Annotated in this window: 23 protein-coding genes, 1 tRNA gene and 1 rRNA gene; 4 read left to right on the forward strand and 21 right to left on the reverse strand. The window is 57.6% G+C overall.

Translation table 11 applies throughout. The annotated features are described in order from the left end of the window. Nucleotides 1-11 precede the first annotated feature (11 nt). On the reverse strand, nt 12-2,303 hold the full coding sequence (secA2, locus tag BJP07_RS04965; protein ID WP_071566334.1) for an accessory Sec system translocase SecA2: 2,292 nt from the start codon (nt 2,301-2,303) through the stop codon (nt 12-14). Between the two features lie 158 nt (nt 2,304-2,461). Here secA2 and BJP07_RS04970 point away from each other — a divergent pair, with 158 nt between their 5' ends. The 3 genes from BJP07_RS04970 (at nt 2,462) to BJP07_RS04980 (ending at nt 4,149) form a co-directional block, all read left to right on the forward strand. Next, on the forward strand, nt 2,462-3,634 hold the full coding sequence (locus BJP07_RS04970) for an alpha/beta fold hydrolase (protein ID WP_071566335.1): 1,173 nt from the start codon (nt 2,462-2,464) through the stop codon (nt 3,632-3,634). A 1-nt stretch (nt 3,635) separates the two neighbouring features. Then, a complete protein-coding gene (locus tag BJP07_RS04975; protein WP_071566336.1) occupies nt 3,636-4,001 on the forward strand; it encodes a YchJ family protein in 366 nt (121 codons plus the stop codon). A gap of 74 nt (nt 4,002-4,075) precedes the next feature. Beyond that, nucleotides 4,076-4,149 (forward strand) — tRNA-Pro (locus BJP07_RS04980). A 65-nt stretch (nt 4,150-4,214) separates the two neighbouring features. On the opposite strand, the gene BJP07_RS04985 is transcribed toward BJP07_RS04980, so the two are convergent. The 3 genes from BJP07_RS04985 to BJP07_RS04995 are packed head-to-tail and all read right to left on the reverse strand — an operon-like array spanning nt 4,215 to nt 6,735. Continuing rightward, nucleotides 4,215-4,751, reverse strand: a complete 537-nt coding sequence (locus BJP07_RS04985) for a gamma carbonic anhydrase family protein (RefSeq protein WP_071566337.1) — start codon at nt 4,749-4,751, stop codon at nt 4,215-4,217. 41 nt (nt 4,752-4,792) lie between these two features. Next, entirely contained in the window at nt 4,793-5,737 is a 945-nt protein-coding gene (locus tag BJP07_RS04990) for a diacylglycerol kinase family protein (RefSeq protein ID WP_071566338.1), read from the reverse strand. Beyond that, entirely contained in the window at nt 5,737-6,735 is a 999-nt protein-coding gene (locus BJP07_RS04995; protein WP_083584086.1) for a PHB depolymerase family esterase, read from the reverse strand. The genes BJP07_RS04990 and BJP07_RS04995 overlap by 1 nt, the downstream gene beginning before the upstream one ends. 44 nt (nt 6,736-6,779) lie before the next feature. On the opposite strand from BJP07_RS04995, the gene BJP07_RS05000 reads away from it, so the two are divergent. Beyond that, nucleotides 6,780-7,553: a class I SAM-dependent methyltransferase gene (locus BJP07_RS05000; RefSeq protein ID WP_071566339.1), complete on the forward strand. Its 774-nt coding sequence runs from the start codon at nt 6,780-6,782 to the stop codon at nt 7,551-7,553. Between the two features lie 2 nt (nt 7,554-7,555). Here the strand turns inward: BJP07_RS05000 and der are convergent, their stop codons facing one another. From der to rrf, 17 genes are all read right to left on the reverse strand, one after another. Continuing rightward, the gene (gene der, locus BJP07_RS05005; RefSeq protein WP_071566340.1) at nt 7,556-9,049 is read right to left on the reverse strand and encodes a ribosome biogenesis GTPase Der; all 1,494 of its coding nucleotides are present in this window, start codon (nt 9,047-9,049) and stop codon (nt 7,556-7,558) included. Further along, nucleotides 9,046-9,738, reverse strand: a complete 693-nt coding sequence (cmk, locus tag BJP07_RS05010) for a (d)CMP kinase (protein ID WP_071566414.1) — start codon at nt 9,736-9,738, stop codon at nt 9,046-9,048. The genes der and cmk overlap by 4 nt, the downstream gene beginning before the upstream one ends. A 12-nt stretch (nt 9,739-9,750) precedes the next feature. Further along, nucleotides 9,751-10,680 carry a pseudouridine synthase gene (locus tag BJP07_RS05015; RefSeq protein WP_071566341.1) on the reverse strand — a complete coding sequence of 310 codons (930 nt, stop codon included), beginning with the start codon at nt 10,678-10,680 and terminating at the stop codon, nt 9,751-9,753. A 62-nt stretch (nt 10,681-10,742) separates the two neighbouring features. Next, on the reverse strand, nt 10,743-11,297 hold the full coding sequence (gene scpB, locus BJP07_RS05020) for an SMC-Scp complex subunit ScpB (protein ID WP_071566342.1): 555 nt from the start codon (nt 11,295-11,297) through the stop codon (nt 10,743-10,745). A gap of 17 nt (nt 11,298-11,314) precedes the next feature. Further along, a complete protein-coding gene (locus BJP07_RS05025) occupies nt 11,315-12,133 on the reverse strand; it encodes a ScpA family protein (RefSeq protein WP_071566343.1) in 819 nt (272 codons plus the stop codon). An 11-nt stretch (nt 12,134-12,144) separates the two neighbouring features. Continuing rightward, complete coding sequence (locus BJP07_RS05030; RefSeq protein WP_071566344.1) at nt 12,145-13,017, reverse strand: ParA family protein; 873 nt, start codon at nt 13,015-13,017, stop codon at nt 12,145-12,147. Nucleotides 13,018-13,084: 67 nt separating this feature from the next. Beyond that, nucleotides 13,085-14,116: a hypothetical protein gene (locus tag BJP07_RS05035; RefSeq protein WP_143109666.1), complete on the reverse strand. Its 1,032-nt coding sequence runs from the start codon at nt 14,114-14,116 to the stop codon at nt 13,085-13,087. 46 nt (nt 14,117-14,162) lie between these two features. After that, the gene (xerD, locus tag BJP07_RS05040) at nt 14,163-15,080 is read right to left on the reverse strand and encodes a site-specific tyrosine recombinase XerD (protein WP_071566345.1); all 918 of its coding nucleotides are present in this window, start codon (nt 15,078-15,080) and stop codon (nt 14,163-14,165) included. Further along, on the reverse strand, nt 15,081-15,725 hold the full coding sequence (locus BJP07_RS05045; RefSeq protein WP_071566346.1) for an NUDIX hydrolase: 645 nt from the start codon (nt 15,723-15,725) through the stop codon (nt 15,081-15,083). Next, a complete protein-coding gene (locus BJP07_RS05050; protein ID WP_071566347.1) occupies nt 15,725-16,531 on the reverse strand; it encodes a copper transporter in 807 nt (268 codons plus the stop codon). Before BJP07_RS05050 ends, BJP07_RS05045 begins: the two co-directional genes overlap by 1 nt. Nucleotides 16,532-16,549: 18 nt before the next feature. Continuing rightward, complete coding sequence (steA, locus tag BJP07_RS05055; protein ID WP_071566348.1) at nt 16,550-17,740, reverse strand: putative cytokinetic ring protein SteA; 1,191 nt, start codon at nt 17,738-17,740, stop codon at nt 16,550-16,552. Nucleotides 17,741-17,789: 49 nt separating this feature from the next. Beyond that, nucleotides 17,790-19,514 carry a DNA repair protein RecN gene (gene recN, locus BJP07_RS05060; RefSeq protein ID WP_071566349.1) on the reverse strand — a complete coding sequence of 575 codons (1,725 nt, stop codon included), beginning with the start codon at nt 19,512-19,514 and terminating at the stop codon, nt 17,790-17,792. Nucleotides 19,515-19,520: 6 nt separating this feature from the next. Continuing rightward, on the reverse strand, nt 19,521-20,444 hold the full coding sequence (locus BJP07_RS05065) for an NAD kinase (RefSeq protein ID WP_071566350.1): 924 nt from the start codon (nt 20,442-20,444) through the stop codon (nt 19,521-19,523). A 2-nt stretch (nt 20,445-20,446) separates the two neighbouring features. After that, a complete protein-coding gene (locus BJP07_RS05070) occupies nt 20,447-21,271 on the reverse strand; it encodes a TlyA family RNA methyltransferase (RefSeq protein ID WP_071566351.1) in 825 nt (274 codons plus the stop codon). Between the two features lie 189 nt (nt 21,272-21,460). Continuing rightward, on the reverse strand, nt 21,461-22,447 hold the full coding sequence (locus BJP07_RS05075; RefSeq protein ID WP_071566352.1) for an HAD-IIA family hydrolase: 987 nt from the start codon (nt 22,445-22,447) through the stop codon (nt 21,461-21,463). Nucleotides 22,448-22,450: 3 nt separating this feature from the next. Beyond that, nucleotides 22,451-23,125, reverse strand: coding sequence for a hypothetical protein (locus tag BJP07_RS05080; protein ID WP_255365923.1), 675 nt, complete (start codon nt 23,123-23,125; stop codon nt 22,451-22,453). Nucleotides 23,126-23,936: 811 nt separating this feature from the next. Then, nucleotides 23,937-24,042, reverse strand: a 5S ribosomal RNA gene (gene rrf, locus BJP07_RS05085); the annotation flags it as partial.

Raw genomic sequence — 24,042 nt, forward strand, 5'->3', positions numbered from 1 at the left:
CAACATGAGGATTAACGGAAAATATTTCCGATTCCGGAGATGACCGAGTTGCCCGAACCTGCCAACGGATTGTCTGACACCATGTAGGTCCACGTCGCACTCGGACGCTTCCAACCAGCCTCCTCAAGGTGGGCTCCGTCGGCGTCGATGACGACGTCGTCAAACGTCGTTACAGCGTGATCAACCGCGCGATTCGCTAACTCTTTGAATTCTCGGATGGCGATGCGGTGATACTCATCAATTGGAGTTTCACGTGCAATAGCACGCAAATGGATCGATTCTCGAACATCGTCCATGAGTGCAAGATACTCCGACCATTCTAGGTCCAAGTGGTAAAGCATGATCTCACGGGCGGCCTGTTCGCGCGTGTCAGCATCAATCGACTCCAACTCGGCAGCACGTTCAGGTGCGCGTTCAGACAATTCACGCCACGCCGTGTCGGTATCGAGCAGCGAGGCACGACGCTCATCAAGGATCGTGCGGTGGTCCGCAATGAGCTTGTTGTACTTCCAAGTCTGCGAGTGGATTTCCAACAGCTGGCCCTCGGTAACGCGCTGGCAGTGGTCGACAAACTGTTGTGCGCGGGAGGACTCAATCCGTCCCGATGCATCAGGCTGCACCGTGATGCGCTCGTCCTCTCCCCCAGTGACCACAATGTCATCTTCCAAGGAGACGAAGAAAAGACTCAACCCCGGGTCGCCTTGGCGCCCCGCTCGTCCGCGCAGCTGGTTGTCGAGTCGTGCAGTTCGATGGCGTGCTGTGCCGATGACCGCAAGCCCACCCAGTTTCGCTACCTCGTCATGATCAGCTTCATCGGCACCCCCTAGACGGATATCAGTGCCACGGCCTGCCATTTGCGTCGAGACAGTGACCCTTCCTAGATCGCCAGCTTCGGCAACAATACGGGCTTCCTCCGCGTCATTCTTCGCGTTGAGCACATTCACGTTGATACCGCGTTCATTCAGGGCATCTGCAAGAGCTTCGGATTCCGCAACGTCGTGGGTACCTACAAGCACGGGCTGGCCGTTTCCATGGAGTGACGCAATCTCTTCGACGATTGCCTGGTTCTTTTCTTCCATAGTGGCGTAAATGCGATCGGCTTCGTCAAATCGCTGCAACGGGTTAGCACGATCAATCACAGACACGTGCAGGTCGTAGAAGGAACGCAGCTGGTCGGTCGCTTCCACCGCAGTACCGGTCATGCCACAAACCTTCGGGTAGCGGCGCATAAGTGCTTGGAGCGTTATCGAGTCAAGGATACGACCCCCCTCAGACGCCTTCAGCCCTTCTTTCGCTTCCACGGCGGCCTGCAGTCCATCCGGCCACCGCTGCAGCTCGGCGACACGGCCCCGGGAGGCGTCGACAAGTGCGACCTTGCCGTCTTCAACGATGTAGTGCACGTCGCGTATCAGCAGGGCTCGGGCGTGTAGGGCAAGGTTGACGCGCACGAGTGTCGTGCCAATGTGCTCATCGGAGTAGAGCGAATCAATCCCGAGAAGATGTTCCACCTTCTTCGCTCCGTCATCGGTGAGAAACACGTTGCGCCCATCCGCATCCGTTTCGTAGTCCTTCTCCTCATCAAGGTGCGAGACAGCCTCGGTGATCTTGCCAGTGGATTGCTGCGTGCCTTCGGAGCCAGCAAGGACCAGTGGGACGAGGGCTTCGTCGACAAGGACGCTGTCGGCTTCGTCGACAAGTGCGACGTCGGCTGCCAGCTGTACAGTCTGCGAGCGATGCGTGATCTGGTTGTCGCGTAGGTGGTCAAAACCGATCTCAGTAACTGGGGCGTAGACAACATCACTCTGGTACGCCTGTACACGCTGCTCACGCGTGGTCGACTCCGTCACTGCGGCAACGCTGAGCCCAAAGAACTCAACGAGCGGGCGCATCCAAGTGGCGTCGCGCTCTGCCAAGTAGTTGTTCACTGTGATGAGGTGGACTCGTTTTCCAGTGAGCGCAAAGCCCGTCGCGGCAATAGCCCCTACCAGTGTCTTGCCCTCGCCGGTAGCCATCTGGATCACGTCGCCTTCGAGCAGGCGCAACACCGCCTGGTTTTGGACGTCGAACGGGGTCATACTAAGAGTTCGAGTGGAGGCAACCGACAAAATTGCAAGGAATCGAGGCTTATCGACGACCTCTCCGTCACGCACGGTTTCATGCACAGCGGCGCCCAGCGCGACGTCGTCAAGGGCTTCGAACTCACCGATGAGCTCGTGGGCCTTCGCCACGATCCCCTTCGACTTTTTGTTGTTGCGTTCGGATGTCGCCCCCATTGCTTTCCAAAACCAGCCAAATGCAGCCATTCCTCATACGACCTTTCGTCACGGCAAAAGTGGCTCTTTGCCTCTCGCACTACCTGGCATACATGGTAAGTGCTTCTCACTCGTTCACATCAATGTACTCTATCCTTGTTCGAGCAAAGTTCACCGAACACGTCCCCGTTCTCAGGAGGAAAGCCCACATGTTATCGCTGAACGTGAAGGTGCCGTCGTCGACGGGCAAGATGATGGCCGGAACGATCGATCGGCCCGATGGCCCGGCGAAAGCCTACGCAATCTTTGCACACTGCTTCGCAGGATCCAGGCATACCCCCGGCGCTTCGAGGATCTCGAAGCGGCTCACGGAGTTTGGGATTGCGACACTACGGTTCGACTTCCCCGGGTTGGGACAGTCCGAGGGTGAGTTTGCAGACACCTCGTTTTCCCAAAACGTTGACGACATCGTGGCTGCAGCAAAGTGGCTGGCCGATGAATTCAAAGCCCCACAGCTCATCATGGGGCATTCCCTCGGCGGTGCTGCTGCGCTGAAGGCCGCGACCCACCCCGATCTCAAGAAGACCCTCAAAGCTGTAGCGACAGTCGGTGCTCCGTTTGACCCCGCTCACTCAGTGCTGCACTACGCGGACAAGATTGGTGACGCCGACCGCGACGGTTTCGTCCCCGTCATTCTCGGGGGCAGGGAGCTCATCATCTCGCGAGGCTTCCTCGAGGACCTCGCCGACACGAATCCCGAAGAATACTTGCCGAAGCTACGCAAGCCGCTACTGCTGGTGCACTCACCTATCGACGTCACGGTTGGCATTGATAACGCCCAATCGATCTTCAGTCTCACCCGTTACCCAAAGTCACTCATGGCGTTGGATAAAGCTGACCACTTGTTGACGCGCCAAGGCACCGCCCAGCGTGCAGCCGACATCATTGGCTCATGGGTCATGCAGTACATAGTCCCCGAGTTCGTGCCTGAAGCCACCGGAGATTCGAATGCAATCTCATACTCCGCTCGTGGCACGAAGTACGGCGATGTGGTGCGCACCTCCAACCGGGAGATCGCCACTGACCGGGCCAAGAATGCCGGTGGTAAAGGCCAAGGCGTGACGTCCACTGGCCTGTACATGTCTGCGCTGGCCGTCTCCTGTTCCCAGGCAATTCGGTCCGCAGCGAAAGGACTCGCGCTGGATGACGTGCGCGTGGAAGTCACCCACCTCGGCGATGGCAAGTTCACAAGGGACATCACGCTCTTTGGCGACCTCAGCGACGCCGAGGCACAGTTGCTAATGAACGCCGGCACGAGCTCAACTGTCGACGGCTACGTCCACAGCGCTTCGGTACACACAACCGTCGACGTGGTGCGCTGACGTGAAACGCTGCCCCTGTGGACTCGACCGCCCATACCAGCTGTGCTGCGGTGCCCTGCACGCCGGCAAGCCCGCCCCCACAGCAGAATCGCTCATGCGGGCACGCTACAGTGCGTTCGTCGTCGGCGATGCGCACTATTTGCTACGCACGTGGGCCTCAAGCACACGACCGCCCGCCTTGGATCTTGCTCCCGGTGGGGAACCGTATATTGCGCTCCGCATCCTCGCCACTAATCAAGGCGGCCCAAAGGATGCCTACGGAGAGGTCCGTTTCGAAGCCCTCCACCCCGGTGGCGCTCAGCGGGAGCATTCCCGTTTCATCCGCGAAGATGGCGCATGGGTGTATCTGGACGGCACCGCCTTCTAACAGCAGGTTTCGTAGTTCGCCAAAATGTGCGCTACACTGTCAAAGCTGTTCCGGTATTCACCGGGTTTAGGCAACGGGCTGTGGCGCAGTTTGGTAGCGCACCACACTGGGGGTGTGGGGGTCGCAGGTTCAAATCCTGTCAGTCCGACAATAAAACCCCGCTTAGCCAGGCAATAGGCCGTGGAAAAGCGGGGTTTTTCAACCCCGTAAACACTATTTAGTTTCGGAACGGTCCACTGGAACCAAGCCAGTCGTGGCGCGCTTCCCCAGCTCAACATAAAAAGCTGCATGCCGTTCACGTGCCGAGTAGGTCGATGCATCAAGCTCACGCTTCACCTTCGCTGGCACACCTGCGGCGAGCGAGAACTCCGGGATCATTTGTCCTTCGAGGACTACTGCGCCTCCGGCGATGATGCTGCCTTTACCAATGCGTGAACCAGAAAGCACGGTCGCGTTCATTCCAATCAGGCACCCGGGTTCAATATGGCAGCCATGAACCATGGCGAGGTGGCCGATAGTCACATCTGCTTCGAGGACGGTCTCACCGTCCATGTCAACGTGCAGCACGGATCCGTCTTGGACATTGACTCTCTCGCCAATGCGAATCGCACCAACATCGCCGCGGATAACCACTCCGGGCCAAATGTTTGCATCTTCGTCGATTTCGACGTCACCGATAATGGTGGCTTCGTCGGATACGAATGCGGACGGATGAATCTTCGGAGTTTTACCTTCAAACGAGTAGATCATGCGGCTATTATGCCGAAAGACTCTTAGTGCCGCAGCGTGATCTATCGCATCAGTACCAACGCTTGTGGTATCACTCGAATCGTAGCAGCTTCAATAGATCCGACGGTATCACCGTCGACCTCGAACACCTCAGGCACAGCGAAAGACACGCTAATGCTCCTGCCCTTGAAGTAGTCCATCTGTGGCGCCGGGATTCCTCGCCACCCACCGCCGAGGAGCGCGCGCAGGGTGTTAAACACAATGCGCAAACCGATCAGCAACCAGCCGATAGGCCCTCGTGGAGACATCGCCACAACATCGATTTCGCCGTCGTCGGGAAGTGCGTCGGGAAACAGCGGGATCTTATTCACTAAGTCACCGCAATTGCCGAAAATCATGGTGTGCAGGCGACGTGTTATCGGGGGTTGGCCGTCAATAGTAACTTTTGCTTCCACACTGTTACCACCACCCAACGACCGTGCGATGCCGCCGATATACGCAAGCGGCCCAATACGCCGCTTCAGTTCCTCACGGGTTCGCTCGACCATCTGCGCATCAAGGCCGACTCCAGCCATGACTGTAAATCCGTAGGTTTCCTGGGAGCCGTCCCGTCGTGTGACGGTGGCCTCACACAAATCGACTGCGTGCTCTTCCCCGGTAAACGCGCGACGAATTGCGCTTTCAGGGTCTAGGGGCAGACCAAGATTGCGCGCGAGCAGGTTTCCAGTACCTACCGGAATAATCCCCATTTTGATTCCAGTATCTGCGAGAACATGTGCGATGCGGCGGACTGTGCCATCACCGCCCGCGACGAGTACCACATCCACATTTTCAGTCAGCACGGCCGCGAACCCCGCGAGTGCCGTATCCTCCTTTGTAGTCGGCACCCAACGAATTTCGCGCCGGGGGTCAGCGTACAGCTCGACAAATCGTTCCAAGACCGATGACTGAATCTTCGTCGGGTTGTACACAACGATCGCGGTGCGTTGAAACTTGTCGTATGGCACTACTTCTGCACTCCCACGCCAAAGAAGCGAAGCACTGCCTCGCTAGCGAAGCCGATGGGAAGAGCGGATGGCGGTGTGGAGCCCGGACCGAGCCATTCGTGCTTGCCGCCTTCGATTTTGTAGTGCACGAGACCCGCGTCGCACCCATTCCATTCAGCCTTTGCAACGCCGGGAAGCGCTTCCGACCATTCTGGCTTCGGTGACTCGTCGTCAGTGGCTTTACAGTGGTTGCGCCGAGCTTCTCGTTCAACGTCTTGATACGCACCGACGTAGTGGGTCTTGTGCCGGGTACCCCCCTGGTAGTCGATGACGTTATCGCTCGTACCGTGGATGTCGATGCGTTTGACGGGAATCGCTGAGCACCCTTCTAGCACCGCGTCGTATATCGCTGCTGATACGGTCGCCACCGCTGTATAGTCTTGCGGCCGCTGGCAGCTCAAGAATTCTGCGAACCCACCGCCGTTTGAAAAACCGGCCGCGAAGGTGCGGGCAGGTTGGGTATGGAACTCCTGCTGGAGCTGCGTACGAACTGCGTCCGCGAACTCGAGGTCTTGGCGGGCGTTCGTGTTTGCGTACGGCGCTGGCGCCCAAGCCTTATTCACGCCTTGCAGGTAGGCCACCACGGCATCGGCGTTGTTAAGGCCTGTTGTGCGCTGCATCGATGCAGCAGTACTCGTGTAGCCATGGAATACAAGAATGAGTGGCAATCCTTCTCGCTGCTGTGCGCCTTTCGGCAGCGAAAGAATGTACTCGCGCTGCAGACCGCCTGCCGGAATGGTTCGTGATTCAACCGAGGCAGCACTCCACGGCTCTACCTCCGAAACCGTATCTGGACGATTACTGTTCTCTACTGTTCGCAGTGGGTTCGGCAACGCGTCGGAAGCTTCTGATTCGTCTGTGTCCTCACTACAGCCCGCCATGACTGCACAGCCGAACAGCACAGCGAGCAGCACCGTACGCACTGACCAGCGCCGGTTCATCGTGTTGGAAGTGTTCACTCGTGCATTCTCCTGACAGTCACAGGTTGATAGGTTAGTTGATTATGAAGCCAAGCGGAAAGCACCAGCCACTGTTTCGTAGCAACGAGCACCGGGTTGATTCATCACGCGCATTCGCGGTCGGTGCGGATACATATGATGCGGTCAGGCCGTCGTACCCCTCTGAGGTGGTTGAGCTGCTCGGCAACCGTGGCATAGCACGCAGGATCCTCGATGTTGGGTCAGGTACAGGCATATTTGCTGCCCAACTACACGCGGCCGGGCACCGAGTTGCGTGCTGCGAACCCTCGAAAGACATGGCGAATACTCTGCGCGACCAACACCCGAACTTCCCTGTGTGGCGCGCCACAGCTGAGCACACCGCAGCTGCTCCCGAGTTTTTCGACGCCATCACCTTTGCCCAGGCGTGGCACTGGGTCGACCCACGCCAAGCAAGCGCAGAAGCCACCCGGATCACGCGACCTGACGGCGAGCTACTCCTATGTTGGAACACCCTCGAGGTTGAGCACCCGTGGGTGCTGCGTCTGGCAAAAATCATGCACTCTGGCGATGTGCTCACCAAGGGCTTCTACCCCACCGTGCACCAGCCGTGGCACCTGAAGCGTGAGCTTCGAACAACCTGGATCCAACCGATCCATACCGATCAGCTGTTTACCCTCATGTCGACCCGTTCCTACTGGCTTCGCGCTAACGAACGCACACGTGCAAAGATGGTAGACAACCTTACTTGGTACCTCTTTGATCGCCTCGGATTCGATCCAGGGCAGCTTGTACCGCTGCCGTACAGGACGGACGCGTTCCTGTACGGGCGTAGCTAGAGTTACTTGCGGCGCCGAGGGTGACGCTCGCGTACGCGAACCGCGATTCGAATCGGCGTGCCGTGGTAACCGAACTGCTCACGGAACTTTCGCTCGAGGTAACGGCGGTAACTGCCATCCAGGAAACCTGTCGTAAACAGCACGATTGTCGGTGGGCGCGTGCCAACCATCGTGGCGAACAACACCTTCGGCAGACGATTGTTCTTCATCGGTGGAGGGTTCGCCGCGATTGCGTCGCGTAGCCAGTTGTTGAGCTGCCCCGTAGAAATGCGCCGATCCCAGTTCTCAAGCGCTTCTTCCATCGCCGGCTCAAGGCGGTGTAGACCACGCCCGGTATCCGCCGAGATATTCAGCTTCGTCACCCACGGTAAGTGCCCAACCATCTCATCAAACTCGCGATCGAAATAGTAGCGGCGGTCTTCATCCATCAGGTCCCACTTGTTAAAGCAGATGACCATTGCTTTGCCCGCCTCGAGCACCATGGAGATCACTCGCTGGTCCTGCTCGGAAATCTCCTGGGAGGCATCGATAAGTACGACGCACACCTCTGCCGCCTCGATGGTTCCTCGGGTACGGAGGCTCGCGTAGTATTCGTGGCCTTGCGCGTTCTTCACTTTCTTGCGCAGCCCAGCGGTGTCGATGAACTTCCACAGCTTGCCGTCGAGCTGGATCAGCTCATCAACAGGATCAACGGTGGTACCAGCCACATTGTCGACGACCGCACGCTTCGACTTCGAGAGCTTGTTGAGCAAGCTCGACTTACCCACGTTCGGACGCCCAACCAAGGCAACCGCGCGCGGACCTTCTGTAACTGAGTCTTTCGCGCGTGGAACATCCGGGAACAGCCGCAGGATTTCGTCAAGCACATCCGCGCCCCCGCGTCCGTGCAGCGCGGAAACAGGCCACGGATCACCGAGACCAAGCGCATAGAGCTCAGCGACGTCACCCCACTGCGACTCTGATTCAAACTTGTTCGCGACCAAAATGACTGGAACTTCGGAGCGCTGCAGGTTCCGGGCCATCGCCTCATCGGACATCGTGATGCCGGTATGAGAGTCGACCACAAAAACGATCACGTCCGCAGTTTCCATCGCGGCTTCCGACTGGTGTGCGATCGCCGCATTGATGCCCTTTGCGTCTGGGTCCCAACCTCCAGTGTCCTGGACCCAGAATCTTCGACCTCCCCAGTCAGTGATGTAACTGATCCGGTCGCGCGTGACACCGGGGTGGTCCTCCACCACCGCTTCACGACGACCAATAAACCGGTTTACCAGCGTTGACTTACCCACGTTCGGGCGGCCGACAATCGCTACCGTTGGCAGCGCTTCTTCTGTGTAGTCAGAGTTGAAGACACCAAAGGCTTCCTCAACCGCGGCCCATTCTTCCTCCGTGTACTCCTCCGTAGAGTTCAGTTCACCGAAGTCAGCCTCGCCGAAGTCAGCTTCATCGAAGTCGGCCTCGTTAAAATCCTGTGGAAAGGAATCTTCTGTGGTCACTTGCTGCTCCTTTCAATCACGTCAACGAGCGCCGCCAAAACCTGTTCTGGGGTCATCTCGGAGGTGTCGATTACCACAGCGTCATCGGCTGGTTTCAGTGGGCTAGTCTCGCGGGAGGAGTCGAGGGCGTCACGGCGCTCGACGTCCGCTAACACTTGATCAAACTCAACCTTACGGCCTGCTGCTATGTCCTGGTCGAAACGACGCTGGGCACGAACGTGCGCTGACGCCGTCATGTACACCTTGGCCGGTGCCTCTGGCAGCACCACGGTGCCGATATCTCGCCCCTCAACAATCGCGCGGTGTGCTTCGGCTGCAAGGCGACGCTGCAGCGCCACTAAGTTCTCACGAACCTCCGGAATAGCAGCAACTGCGGAGACCGAGCGAGTCACTTCAGCGCCACGGATCACTGCGGAAACATCTTTTCCGCCCAAAATCACTGCTTTGTCATCGGGATTGTCAGAAACTTCCATCGGCAGGTCCGCAGTAGCTGCAATCACGGCGTCGGTATCTTTCGGATCAATCCCTGCGTCCAGCACTGCCAACGTCGCCACACGATACATTGCACCCGTGTCGATGTACTTTGCATCAAGCTTCTTCGCCAGCGCACGGCACATCGTAGACTTACCCGTACCGGAAGGCCCGTCCACTGCAAGCAGCAGACCGTCGTTTGGCTGGTTGCTCAACATTGATTCCTCCATTTACATCCCCACCGCCTTGAATAGCGACGCCAACTCAGACGAGTTAAGCGCACGCATCGAGCCTGGCTTCATGTCACCGAGTTGCACCGTATGCACCTTCGTGCGAACCAAGCGCTGCACCGGGTAACCAGCGGCCTTTAGCATTCGGCGAACGATGTGTTTGCGGCCCTCATGCAGTTCGACACGAACAATCGACTGACCATTATGCACGTCAACGATCTGGACGTAATCGGCTTTTGCAAAGCCGTCTTCCAGCTCGATTCCTTCACGCAACTGCTTAGCATCGGCGGACTTGAACTCACCCAGCACGGTCGCCAGGTATGTCTTCCGTACTCCGTAGCGTGGGTGCATCAGCCGGTTTGCGAGCTCACCGTCGTTCGTCAGCAACAGCAGCCCTTCAGTGTCAGCGTCAAGACGCCCGACATGGAACAGTCGCTGACCAGCCGCGACGCGCTCTGCAACAAAGTCGCCCACAGAGGCGCGGTCATGCTCATCCTGCATGGTGGTGTGCACCCCACGCGGCTTATTAAACGCGAAGTACTCCAACTCCTCGTTGACATTGATACGCGCGCCGTCGACTCGAATCACGTCGACGTTGGGGTTCACGCGAGTCCCCTGCACCGTCACGATCTTGCCGTTGACCTCAACGCGGCCTTGATCGATCATTATCTCGGAGTGGCGTCGCGAAGCGACGCCTGCCTGCGCAAGCACCTTCTGCAGACGGATCCCGTCGGTGTTCTTCTTGCGCCGCTTCGTCTCTTCGTCGTCCCACCAGTTGTCATCGAGTGGGTTCGGTGCTTCCTTGGCACCCTTCGCGGCAGGTTTACTGCGCTTGACATGTTGTTTACGTGCCGGTTTCGCATACGAAGGATAGAACGGTTCGTTCTTTCCTTGTTCCGGTATGCCATCTCGGCGAGCGGGAGGATTCATCTTGAGTCCTTTTCTCTTTGCGAGTTATACAGTTCTTCGAACGCTCGCTAGTTTAGCAGCCTTCACCAAACATCCTCGATATCGTCGATCTCTGGAAGCAGCGGTGCCAAGTTCGGGAGCCGTTCAAGCGAATCAATACCTAGCAGCTCCAAAAAGAGCTCAGTGGTGACGTAACGGTGCGCACCAGTCGACTCGTCGGGATCGACCTCGGCAATCAGTCCCCGCAGCGTCAGCGTTTTCATCACGCCATCAACATTGACGCCACGCACTCCCGACACCTGTGTGCGTGTCACGGGCTGACGGTACGCAACCACCGCCAAAGTCTCCATCGCCGCCCGGCTCAGCTTCGTCTGTGCTCCATCGAGCAAAAATGCCTCCACGGCATCCGCATACTCGGGACGCGTGTAGAGCCGCCACCCCTCTGCATTGCGCCGCACATCGATTCCGCTGCCTCGCAGCTCGCATTCCTCCGACCACTCCTCAAGCTGCTTTTCGACGTCCTCCGGCTCCGCACCAAGTGCCGATGCTAACGCGTCAGCAGTGACTGGATTGTCCGTCACCAGCAAAATCGACTCAATGCGTGCACGAAGTTGGGAAACCATGTGGGGAGCGTCCATGGTCAGGCATTCTATCGTTATTCCCAATTGCTCGACGCAACCACAGCGGGATCTACCTCGATCCCAGTCCAGGACACTTCTAACGAGCCGAGGGCCTCCGGCTGCTCAGTTTCAACTGCGCGGGCCTTGTACAGCTCCAACAGCGCCAAAAACCGTCCGACAAGCTCCATCGAGGAGTTGCAGTCCTTCGTCAACACTTCAAATGCAATCCATTGTTCGGCGCCAAGGAGATGCAGCGCGCTCAGGATCTTGCCGGCCTGCTCAGGCACCGAAACGCTCACGGCGTGTAGATGGTCCGTTCTGACTTCCTCCGGTGGCCGTGGTCTGAATACCGCAGCCGCTAGCTGAGCGAAAGAATCTGGTGTATGGCCCAGCTGCACCGGCGGAAGAAGCACAGCGAAGCGTTCCTCCATGGCCACTGCACGTGGATATCTCCGCTTAGCGTTGCGCTGCCAAGCCACAAATTCTTCAGCAACCTGCTGATACGCGCGGTACTGCAGCAACCGCGCAAAGAGGAGGTCACGGGCCTCCAGGAGCTCAAGATCCTCAATCTCTGAATCGCCATCTCGTGGAAACAGTCGGGCTGTCTTCAAGTCCAGCAGCGTGGAGGCAACAAGCAGAAACTCGGTGACCTCGTCGAGTTGCGCTGCAGCACCGAGCGCTCGAGTATATGCAATGAACTCATCGGTCACCTCTGCAAGAGCCACTTCAGTCACATCCAGCTTCTTTGAGTGAATGAGGTGAAGCAGCAGGTCGAAAGGACCCTCGAAGTTCTGCAGGGCTAACGTAAAGCCGGTGATTTCGGGCTGGACTCCCGTGGTGGCGTCCTCAAGCACGGTGCCGCAAACTACTTATCAATGCGCTCAAGCAATTCAAGCGCTAATTGCCGGTACTGTTCTGCGCCCTGAGAGTGTGGGGCCCACGTGATGATCGGTTCACCAGCCACGGAAGTCTCCGGGAATCGGACAGTGCGGGTGATCACTGTGTCGAAAACGCGCTCGCCGAACACCTCGACGACACGCTCCATCACCTCGCGCGCGTGCGTCGTGCGGCGATCAAACATCGTGACCAAAATGCCCACAATGTCAAGGTCAAAGTTAATGCGGTCGCGCACCTTCTCCACCGTGTCCGTCAGCAACGCAAGCCCGCGCAGAGAAAAGTACTCGCACTCCATCGGGATCATGACCCCAGCCGAGCATGCCAGTGCGTTGACCGTCAGCAGCCCAAGAGAAGGCCCACAGTCAATAATGATGATGTCGTACTCATTGCGGACCGGGCGAAGCGCGCGGGCCAACGTGTGTTCGCGACCAACCTCGTTGACAAGTTGAATCTCCGCTGCAGAAAGATCAATGTTTGCAGGCACGAGGTCCAGGCCTGGCATATTCGAATGGCGAATTGCCGCGTGGATCGAGGCAGTGTTGTCAAACAAAAGATCGTAGACGGTGACTTGTTCCTCATCGTGGGAAACACCTAGCCCGGCAGAAAGCGCACCCTGCGGATCGAGGTCAACGAGCAGCACTTTGCGCCCTTGCTCGGCAAGACAGGCACCCAGATTAATGGTCGAGGTTGTCTTGCCAACGCCGCCTTTTTGGTTGACCATTGACAAAATCGTCGCTGGGCCGTGATGATCGAGCGGTTCAGGTTGAGGAAACTCGCGGAATGGACGTCCCGTGAGAAACTTCTTTTCTTCAGCAGCGTCAAACAATGCGTTGCCTGCCATCGTCATCCCTTCCGTCGAATGCGCGTCACGTGTAAGCCCTTGACGCAATCATCTTACAGTGTCACTCCTAGTTATGCGCCTGTCGCCTCTTCCGAACCAGGAAAACAATCAGCACCAACGCTACAAAGACCGCGACGCCGGCAATCCCTAGCGCCAGCAGGCCATCATTCGAACGAGATTCGTCAAGCTTTTCCACTTGACCTTCACCACTATCCTGCGATTCCTCGGTCGGGCCAGCCGTTGGAGCGTTCTTCGAGGTAATCACCGCGATGAACTCCGCCGCTGATCCGTCCCGGATGACCTCCATGATGAACGGGTTATCCGGAGTCTCTCCCTCCGGGTATGTCAGCGTCAGCGTCCGCGACGCCACATCCACATCTCGCTTCACCCCCTCGATGATGTTCCCATCCACATCGACGTAACGAAGTGTGGCGCCTTCTTTGTCAGTCTTGGAGTACTTCATCAACTGACCGGCCTTGCTCAATGGCACCTTTACCACGATGCTGTTGCCTTCGATGGATCCCTCAAACTCCAAACGCTTAGCATTTGAGGTGTCCACTTTTTTGGCTGGAGCGCGGTCCTTTCCCGCAGCAGGTGCATCATGCTCGTGCGTGCTTGTACCTGACCCGGACCCGGCCCCTCGTTCTTTCTCATTCGAGGTATCCCCGCTGGCACCATCTTGCTCGCCAGAACCACCTCCGTTTCCGGAGTTCTCTGCATTCTCCGCCGGGGCATCGACGGCTTCGCCACTGCCAACCGCGACAAGGTTCACGGTTGCGGAGTAACCCCCTGCTGAAACGGGCACGCTCACCGTCGCACCCGGCGTATCCGGTGCAGTCACTGAAACGGAAGTTCCCGACGACACAACAGTCCATCCCCCGGAACTGTAATTGAGGTTTAACGGCACACCAGTATCTACAGTTGTTGTCTGCCCGGCCGCTACGTGAATCTCGGAAGGAATCGACTGCTGAATTACAGCAGGGTCAAGTCCTTCAGGCAACTGCGCATGAGCACTCGCGCCGAACACTGGGGCGCTCAGCCCGAGCACGCAGGTAGCTGTGACAGCAGTTGCGAAAGCGTGTGGTCGTCGAAAAGCCATGTGGCAAGAATCCTTCCGGTCGTGAGAACATGTCAACCTTACATACCTATGCACGTGGGTGTGTGGCGTGCCAGACTTCCCGAAGGCTTTCCGCAGTGACATGTGTATAAATTTGCGTAGTTGTCACAGAAGCGTGCCCGAGCAGCTCTTGCACCACTCGTACATCGGCCCCGCCGTCGAGCATGTGTGTTGCAAAAGAATGGCGCAGGGTGTGCGGTGAGACATGCTTCGTAATTCCTGCACGTTCCGCAGCTCGTTTAATCACCGCCCATGCGCTTTGTCGCGACAAACTCCCACCGCGAGCATTCAAGAACAACGAATGTGAGCGCCCCTTGGCCAGCGCCGGACGTCCACGCACCAAGTACTTTTCGACGGCCTCTTTCGCCAATAATCCCACCGGGACGATTCGCTGCTTGTTGCCTTTACCCGTCAGTGTCAACACCGCGTGCTGGTCATCTTCCAATGCCATAAAGTCATCGACGTAAAGTGCCAACGCTTCCGACACACGTGCACCTGTGGCGTAAAGCAACTCCAGTAACGCCTTGTCGCGCAGACCTATCGGATCCTCCGTCTGGCAGGAGTCGAGCATCTCGCCGACTTCCTCAATACTCAACGTATCGGGCAACTTCTTACCAGGCGAAGGTGGCGTCACCTGGGCAGACTCATCACCAGCAAGTACTCCTTCAAGCACACCGAACTTATGCAATCCACGGGCCACCACGAGCGCTCGCGCAGCAGACGATGCAGCCAACGGCGCAGCGCCATCAACGCCCCGGCGCAAATCCGCTAGGTACGCTTCGATGTCTGCAGCTTCCACTTCAGTGAGGTCTGCTTTCCCATTCGCATGCAACCACGAGGCATACCTGTCAAGGTCTCTGCGATAGTTACTCAGCGTGTTCGCCGAAAGCCCCCGCTCAACAGCAAGATGCTCCAACCAGCGTGCTGCAAGCTCATCAACGCCCACTTAGATCCTCTTCATGTCAGGCGTGACCCCCTGCGCTGCGCGCCGTTCCGCGAGTGAACTCGGGCGTAAGTCGAAAGGTTCGGTGACATCACGTGGTTCCGCTTCGCCAGCCAACACCCTTGCAGCTGTCATGACGCCGGCAATCGCGATCGAATTCACGATACTGCCACGTAGCACCATCGATTGTGCATCTTCAATTGGCACCCACTCGAGCACCATGTCGGCTTCCTCGTACTCAGCTTCTCCGCGCGGCACTTCACACAAATCTGAGGCCAAATATACGCGCACAGCCTCTTCTGCGAATCCAGGCGATGTCACCAAATCCAGCAGCAACGACCACTGCGTTGCGGCTAAGCCCGCCTCTTCTGCTAGCTCACGTTGCGCGCACACCAGTGCGTCCTCCGCGTAGATATCGAGAAGGCCCGCGGGCAATTCCCACAAGCGCCGACCAACGCTGTGGCGGTACTGTCGCACCATAGCGATCCGCCGCTGCGAGTCGACAGCGACCACCGCAACCGCACCGAAGTGCTCGACGATTTCGCGTGCAGCTGTTACGCCTCCCGGCATCGAAACGACGTCTCTACGCACGCCAATAATCGGCGCATCCAGCACCACTTCAGACTGTTCAACCTCGAACTCATGCATTACTTTGCCGCCAAATCTTCTGCGAGTTTCAACACCATTGACACTTTTCCTGCCTCCGTATCAACGAACCCACCATTCTCATCCGGGGCGGCATAGACCGCCGAAGCCAGGGCGTCCAACTCGTTCGTCATATCCGTCAGCAGCTGGGTGCCAAAAGAACGTTCCGGCCCGCCGTCACCAGCACCGATCACGACAATCGCATCCGCTGGGCCCGATATCTCAGCCTCCTCGATAAAACCACCACCACGAAGCGCTTCAATAACAAAGTTTCGGTCCGACTCCGGCGCTACTGGTTCACCTGTCGCTTGGTCTTTGAGTAAAACGCTTCCCAGTGATTGCCCGGCATGGGTGCCCGGAGCACGTCGATCGACCGAGAGCTGCGCACCAGCCGGCAGCGTATTCGCAATGATCGTGCTCAACGCATCAGCGGACTCCTGTTCCGTAAACTTCTCGCCCAGCACAACTTGACCTGCTTCTGACGCACCCGCGGTTCGAAGCAGCCATGCCACAGCATCTACGTCGTCGGCCAACGCATCATGCGTGCGAAGCACCAGGACGGACCTGCCGTCCAAAGCGTTCGCTACCAGTTCCGTCGAGTGCTGGGCAATTACATTGTCAGAGAACGCAAAACGAGCCTCCTGCGAGGCACCTTCTTCTTGTTGCGTCTCCCCTACTTGAGGTGACGTCGAGAAGTCCAACGTTCCCATTGCCGGTGCGATCACGAGCATCCCAGCAGCCACTCCGACTGCAATCCCCCACCCGAGACCCGCAGCGACATAACCTGCCGAACTACTTCCTGAAGACATAAAACCACCTACTTTCTTTTAGTTCCACAGACTCTGCAACTGCGTAATAATCGTGTCCCACGTATCTGCTAAGTTCGCGCTAAACGTTCCGCTCCCGCCGAGTCCGACAATCAACACGATCGTCGCTGCTGCGACAAGCAAACCTAAGACTGCCCATGCCCACGCGACTCCTCTCCCCGTGGTCAGATGGTACAAGTCCGCAATCACAGTCGAATCCACTAGCTTCTGCCCCGCCTTGAGGCGAGCCAGCAGCGCCGCAGGCGAGCTTTCCTCTGCATCAGTGAAAATGCGGTCAAGGTTCACTGGCTGTTCAACCATCACGATCATTTCCGCGTCGTGGAAGACACTCAGCAATACCGCCAAGTCCGTTGCTGAATCAGTCGCGGCGGGAAACGTCATCGCGCCAACACCGAGATCCTGGATGCGCTCCAGACCCGGTGCGTAGCCGTCGGGATCCGCTGGCAAAATTACCCGCGCATCACTCCGTAAGTTTTCCTCCGCTACGTCGCTAGGGTCTCCAACGATAAAGTCGGGTGCGTACCCCATCTCTGCCAACGTATTCGTGGCCTTGCCGACGCCAATCATCACCGGAGTAAACTCCCGGATGAAATTGCGCAACGATTCAATCCGCTCCCTCAAATCAGGGCATGGACTCGCAATAATGACCTTTCGGTCCGCAATCACGTCGCCCAGTTCAGGAGCGCCCACTCCGTCGATAAGCAGTGGCGATTCGGAGTGAATGAACTCAATCGTATTTCCGAAGTACGCCTCCATATGGTCCACAAGGTGACGCTGAGCCTCAATGAACGTCGCATCAACATCAGCGCGCACCACCGGCGCCGCGGACCCGACCTCCTTGCGGCCAACCTTGATACCACCAGAGGAACTCACGGTCGTCTTCTTCCCGTCACGAATCGACGCCCTCATCGCGGCACCGGCAGACTCAAACAGTGGAATGCCGGCGTCGAGAAGCAAATGCGGACCGTAGTTTGGCACCGACCCGGTGCTGAAGCGCGCAATGTTGACTACCGCAGCGGGCGACCCATTGATCAACATTTCGGCCTCACGACGGCTGATATCCGGAGCGTCTACAAAGGCGATATCACCAGCGCGGAGGCGACCACGCCCCTTGCCTTGCGGTGTGCAATCGCGAAGCGGCCCCTGCAACGGCGCGCGCGTCGAATCAGAAGTTGCAGAAGAATCAGTCATACGTTGAATTGTGCCTGCCGCACTCGTTAAGTGCTGCTAGGCGCGCGGGCTAGAGACGAAACTCTTTTGTCTCGCGCTGCGCCTGCTCCAAAAGCTCCGCCGCGTGAGCTTTCCCGGTTTCCGAATTCGTCATGCCCGCCATCATGCGAGCAAGTTCCTCTACACGCGCAGCCTCATCAAGCTCAAGCACACCGGAGGTAACAGCTTCATCGCTGACGTCCTTCGCAACGTGCAAGTGTCTGTCCGCATACGCCGCAACCTGCGGCAAGTGTGTCACCACGATCACTTGATTGTTCACAGCAAGCCTTGCAAGGCGTCGCCCAATCTCCACCGCAGCCTGACCACCGACTCCAGCGTCAACCTCGTCGAAGACGAGCGTCGCGCCATGGGTTGATCCAGCTAAGATAACTTCAATAGCCAGCATGACGCGCGAGAGCTCGCCACCTGACGCGCTCGTAGCCAACGGCTTGGGCTCAGCTGCTGCGTTTGGGGAAAGCCGGATCTCAACAGCATCTGCGCCATCACGGCCGTAGTCCACTTCCTCAATATTGACACTGAGTACGGCCTTCGGCATCGCCAGCCCGTGCAGTTCCTGCGTCACCGCTGCAGAGAACCGCTCCGCTGCATCCCGACGTATCGACGTCAACTGTGCAGCAAGCTGTCGTATCTCAACGGCTGCCTCATCCACTTCCTGTTGAAGTTCCGCGAGCGCTTCATCCGATGTATCAATCGACGCCAACCGCTGCTGTGCCTCATTTCTCCAGCGAAGCACGCCATCGATATCGGGTGCATACTTACGAGTCAACACCTTCAACGATTGCTGACGCTGCAGCATGTTCTCCAGCGCATGCGGATCCGCATCCAACGAGAACAAGTACGTTCCAAGCTCCGACGACACATCCGAAAGTACCGAGGCTGCTTCTTCCAGTCGAAGCCCAAGCTCCTGCAGCTGTGGATCTGTCGCAGCGCTAAGCGCATTCGACGCCTGGCCTACCAAGTCTGATGCAGACGACGCGTCACCATATTCCCCGACGGCCTCAGCACCGTCAATCGCTACCAACGCCTCCTGTACTGCAGAGCGCAGCCCATCGATATCTTGCAGCCGTCGAATGCTTCCCACTAGCTCGACATCTTCGCCGGGCTCTGGCGCCACCTCATCAATCTCGTTCACGGCGAACAAGAGCCGGTCTTGCTCCATCGCTAATTCTCGACGCCGCTTCGTCCGCTCCTCCAGATCCTTCTTCGCAGCACGCCACCGCTTCCACGCTTCCCAATACACACCGAGGACTTTCGCAGCACTCGGATCGAAACGATCCAGCGCGTGCAACTGTTGCTCAGGGGACATCAGGCGCAACTGATCGTTCTGCCCGTGGATCGTCAACAAATGTGATGCGACGTCGCTGAGCGTCGCCGCAGGAACCGCCCGACCCCCAAAATGGGCTTTCGAACGCCCCGTTGCCTTCACGGATCGAACAACGACGTACTCCCCGTTCTCGTCGAGCACCGCACCAGCATTTTCCGCGATTTTCTCGAGAGCCTCTTGGCTATCCGCATGGATCCCATCGACCGCGAACGCGCCCTCCACAACTGCTTCCGTGGCCCCTGTGCGAACACGTGATGCATCCGCACGCCCACCCGTAAGGAGGCGAAGCCCAGTCACAACCATCGTCTTACCAGCACCAGTCTCACCGGTAAGAACCGTCAGCCCTTCCGAAAGCTCCGCACTGGCGTGAGGAATCACACCCAAGTTATTGATAGCAATTTCCGACAGCACGTCGCTCTACCTCTTCTTATCCGGCGCACGCCACCCAGAAACTGGAAGCTGGAACTTCTCCACCAAGCGGTCCGTGAACGGGCGATCATCAAGCCGAACCCATCGCACAGGACGCTGACCACGCGTCACTTCCACACGCGACCCCGGCGGCATCGTGATTCGGCGAACCCCATCCATCACGACAGCGGCGGAGCTGATCGTCGAAAAGGATTCAACTGCCACCGTCGACAAAGGTGACACAACCATCGGCTTCGCGAAGAGCGCATGAGCATTATTCGGCACCACCAAGATTGCATCGAGCTCAGGCCACATCACGGGGCCACCTGCCGAAAACGCGTACGCGGTTGACCCCGTAGGCGTAGACACCAGCACGCCGTCGCAACCAAACGATGAGACGGGCCTGTAATCAATCTCGAGAAACGCGTCAAGCACTCTCGTACGATCCGAGTTCTCAATGCTGCACTCATTGAGCGCCCAACTCTCACCGAGCACTACACCCGCAGCATCCATAACCCGTACGTCAAGCGTCATGCGGTCTTCCACCCGGTAGGAACGATGAATCACGGCAGGCAACACCTCTTCAAGGCTTTCCGCCTCCGACTCTGCCAAGAACCCCACGTGCCCAAGATTGACGCCAAGCACCGGAATATCCTGCAAGTGAGCAAAGTTTGCAGCCCGCAAAAATGTCCCATCACCCCCAAGCACAAACACAAGTTCGCACCCGCGCCCTGCCCCATCGCCAGGGCTCACATGTTCCAGCTTCCGGAGCACAGGGTCCTCCTCTGCTGGGCTCGACTCCCCGGCAGAAAGCAGCTGCACCTCAAGGCCAGCTTGCTGCAGCATTCTGGCAGAGGTCGAGGCAGCCTCAATATTGTCCGACCTGTAAAAGTGAGGCACCAACAAAATGCGTCGCCGCTGATCCACAGACATTCCTACGCTGGCCCTTCCTGCACCGCCCGTGACGCCATCTCGACAATGGCTTCGACAGATTGTTCCTGCGCATTCGATGTTTTACGCAGCCACAGGAAGTATTCTACGTTACCGCTCGGTCCTGGCAATGGCGATGCGACCATCGCTTTCACCTCAAGTCCCAGTGACTGTGCAAACAACGCTACATCTACAACCGCTTCTCGACGCAGCTCCGTCGAACGAACCACGCCCCCATGACCAACGCGGTCCTTACCCACCTCAAACTGCGGCTTCACCATGGGCAAAAGATCCGAATCTTCCTCAAGGGAAGCAACCAACGCAGGCAGCACAAGCTTCAAGGAGATAAACGACAAATCACCCACCATGCAATTAGCTGGTTCGCTCAACATATCGGATGTCAACGAACGAATATTGACCCGATCCATCACTGTTACCCGCGGATCATTTTGCAGTCGCCAGAGCAACTGACCATAGCCGACGTCCACTGCGAACACCCTACGGACACCTCGGCGAAGCAACACATCAGTGAAACCACCCGTCGACGCCCCCGCATCGATCACTGTTTTATCCTTGACCGAGAAACCAAGCTGTTCAAAGTGCTCAAGAGCCCCCAGGAGCTTATGTGCTCCACGAGACGCCCAGTCATCGCTCTCATCAACATTGACTTTAATAGACACATCGGGTTCAACCACCGTGGCGGGCTTCCTGGCTGGAAACCCGCCAACCTCAACTCGCCCTTCGAGGATCCATGCGCGTGCTTGCTCCCTTGAACGGGCAATCTTTCGTCGAACTAGTTCTGCGTCAAGGCGTCGTCGTCCAGGTGCCACCCGTTCTCCTCTCCTACGGCGAAACTCAATCCTTGAGCGCTTCTGCTAACACTTCATGAGCCTCGGCCAACTGTTCAAGTTCTTCCTTCATGGTAGACGGAGCCTGAGATAGCAAGTTGTCTACCTGGGAACGCAAATCCTCAGGCGTAGTACGCGCCCGCCTTGGGTCGTGGGGCTTCGGGGCTGGCCCTACCACCATGCCTCCACTGCGCCCTGCGCCCACTTCGACGCAGGTTCAACCGTGTGCACTTCGGTGTCCGCCGCCCACGCTGCTCCCAGCGCTGTACGAAGCGCCTCCGTGCTCGTCGAAGACTCTGTACCGCCGCTGAGGAGCAGCGTATCCCCTTGCAGCGTCGCTTCAAACCCACCTTGTGGACCTGGCTTCAGGTCGCCGCCGTCTAACAACAAACCGCGTAGATCATCGGCGATGAAGGTTGGGCGTTCCGCGGGCTGTGCCTTCAACAGCGCGTACGGACCGGACACACCAGTAAGTACTTGGAGCGTATCCATCCCCGCGCGGTTTCCACCGGCAATATCGGTATCCAGTCGGTCACCAACCGCCAGTGCTTTCTTCGCTCCTGAAAGGGAGACTGCCTGATGGAACATTGCGGGTTCAGGCTTACCAGCGGCTTCAGGTACGACGCCGGTAGCCGAAGTTACCGCCGCCACCATCGAACCATTTCCAACCATCAGCCCTCGTTCCATCGGTAGCGATGTATCCAGATTAGACGCCAGGTACACAGCACCGTTCCGAATCGCCAACGCAGCTTCAGAAAGCTCCTGCCACCCCGTTTCTGGGCTATGACCTTGAAGCACCACAACGGGGGACTCATCCGCACTCGATACAACACGATACCCGGCGCCCATCACCAGTTCCTTAAATGAAGGCGCACCAAGCACGAGAACAGCGTCACGTTCATTCAGGAAGGGACGAGCAAGCTCCAACGCCGCCTCCGCCGAAGTAATAATTTCATCACTTGAGCAATCCAGCCCAATCTTTGCGAGCATCTCCGCAACAAGTGACGACGGCCTCGAAGCATTATTCGTAATGTAGAACGGCTTCACACCAGCCTCAACGATGCTCGGAACCGCATATTCCAAAGCGCGGCCTCCCTCCCAGACCGTACCGTCGAGATCGAAAAGCAAAACATCATAATGATGCGCAAGAGCTGGCATTATCTACTCCGTCTCTTCCAGTCGCTGCTTCGCATCCGTAAGCATCTCCGGATCTAGCTCAACAACATGCTTGAACCATTCTGCGGCTTCCTGCTTCCTACCAGCAGCAAGCAGCGCATCAGCATAGGCATATGACAGTCGCATCGCAGAAACATCGCGCTCGTCCTTATTTGGCCGGGCACGCTCCAACGTTGCAATAGCAGAATCAACCTGGCCTAAATCCCGACGAGCTCCCGAGAGCACGATTGCGAGCTCAATACGCCCCTCACGGTCCAATTGGCGAGCCTCAGGGCTCCGCCCGAGTTCCAGAGCTTTCTCAGGACGCCCCAAACCGCGCTCCGCGTCAGCCATAACAGCCAAGAGGCCGGGACCACCACTCATACGTCGAGCCGCTCGCAGCTCGGACAAGGCTTCCTTCCATTCTCCCGCATGATAAGCGATAACACCGTTTGTCTCACGCACCACCCCAACACGCCCAGCGCGGTTCTTCGCAGCACGAGCATGACGCAGAGCAAGAGCAGGATCATCATCCAACAGATCCGCAGCCATGATCATATGCTTAGCAACGCGAGTCGCGTTATCGTGTGACAGCACTTTTAGGTCTTGCAGCACCGATGGATCCAAAACGCTGATGTCCAGATCTGAAGGCAAATCCGGCTCTGAGAGCTTTTGCGCCATCCGGTCTTCCCGATATCCGTGTCTCCGCGGCTGCGACCGGTTATGACGGTTCGTATACTTCCGCTCGTCTTCGCCGCCACGGCGGTCTTTCCGGTTCCTACCGCGATCGTCCCGATTACGCCCCTTACGGTGACCTCGATCGTCTTCTCGACGACCCCTCCGATCGCCACCTCCTGGACGACCATTTCGACCATTGGAGGAAGAAGAACCGTGAGTACGACGGGGTCTTTCGTTAGAGCGCTCGGACATGAAACACCTTTCTATTGGAACAAGTCATTATAAACAGTACCCATTCAAAAGAAGAACTTTAAGCCACAGACCGACCACACTCATCTTTATTCCGGTGTTAGAAAACAAAACACAGCACACCTCTATATGTATGCAGGTTGGTGCCTTTCTTCGTGCACCACATTCCGGCACCACGGACAGGTGACCAGGCATAACGCGGCGCGGTGTACCACGAATCCTAAGAATCTGGTGCACACCCCCACCATCACAACAATCCTGTGCACCACATTCCGGGTTTTCGGGATTGTGTCATGGTGTTTGCCCAGTACACGCCTCCTGGGCAACAGAATCTGGTGTCACACAACCCCGACTCCCCATAAACACAGTGACAAACCAGGCACCCCACGCTCGGCGACCTGAACTTTCGCCGAGGCCGATCGACAGGACTGCGTCCATTGTCACTACACCCCAGAACACAACGTCAGACGTGGGGGCACCCAACCCCAACAACCCCCCACAAAGCACAAAAAAGGTGGTGAACGTGTGCCACCAACAACACACGTCCACCACCATGAAATTATAAGGCCGGCAGTAACCTACTCTCCCACACCCTCCCAGGTGCAGTACCATCAGCGCGGGCGGGCTTAGCTAAACCGGGTTCGGAAAGGGACCGGGCGTTTCCCCGCCGC

Source organism: Corynebacterium sp. NML130628, assembly GCF_001875665.1.
Taxonomy (GTDB): domain Bacteria; phylum Actinomycetota; class Actinomycetes; order Mycobacteriales; family Mycobacteriaceae; genus Corynebacterium.

Coding starts and splice junctions, on each gene's coding strand:
- cmk (WP_071566414.1), bottom strand. CDS start 9,738: ATGTTGAGCAACCAGCCAAACGACGGTCTGCTGCTTGCAGTGGACGGG.
- BJP07_RS05075 (WP_071566352.1), bottom strand. CDS start 22,447: ATGCCAGCTCTTGCGCATCATTATGATGTTTTGCTTTTCGATCTCGAC.
- BJP07_RS05065 (WP_071566350.1), bottom strand. CDS start 20,444: ATGTCTGTGGATCAGCGGCGACGCATTTTGTTGGTGCCTCACTTTTAC.
- BJP07_RS05045 (WP_071566346.1), bottom strand. CDS start 15,725: ATGCATGAGTTCGAGGTTGAACAGTCTGAAGTGGTGCTGGATGCGCCG.
- BJP07_RS05030 (WP_071566344.1), bottom strand. CDS start 13,017: ATGGCAGGCAACGCATTGTTTGACGCTGCTGAAGAAAAGAAGTTTCTC.
- BJP07_RS05000 (WP_071566339.1), top strand. CDS start 6,780: ATGAAGCCAAGCGGAAAGCACCAGCCACTGTTTCGTAGCAACGAGCAC.
- BJP07_RS04985 (WP_071566337.1), bottom strand. CDS start 4,751: ATGATCTACTCGTTTGAAGGTAAAACTCCGAAGATTCATCCGTCCGCA.
- secA2 (WP_071566334.1), bottom strand. CDS start 2,303: ATGGCTGCATTTGGCTGGTTTTGGAAAGCAATGGGGGCGACATCCGAA.
- BJP07_RS05080 (WP_255365923.1), bottom strand. CDS start 23,125: ATGGCGCAAAAGCTCTCAGAGCCGGATTTGCCTTCAGATCTGGACATC.
- BJP07_RS05050 (WP_071566347.1), bottom strand. CDS start 16,531: ATGTCTTCAGGAAGTAGTTCGGCAGGTTATGTCGCTGCGGGTCTCGGG.
- scpB (WP_071566342.1), bottom strand. CDS start 11,297: ATGGACGCTCCCCACATGGTTTCCCAACTTCGTGCACGCATTGAGTCG.
- steA (WP_071566348.1), bottom strand. CDS start 17,740: ATGACTGATTCTTCTGCAACTTCTGATTCGACGCGCGCGCCGTTGCAG.
- BJP07_RS05015 (WP_071566341.1), bottom strand. CDS start 10,680: ATGAATCCTCCCGCTCGCCGAGATGGCATACCGGAACAAGGAAAGAAC.
- BJP07_RS05035 (WP_143109666.1), bottom strand. CDS start 14,116: ATGGCTTTTCGACGACCACACGCTTTCGCAACTGCTGTCACAGCTACC.
- BJP07_RS04970 (WP_071566335.1), top strand. CDS start 2,462: ATGTTATCGCTGAACGTGAAGGTGCCGTCGTCGACGGGCAAGATGATG.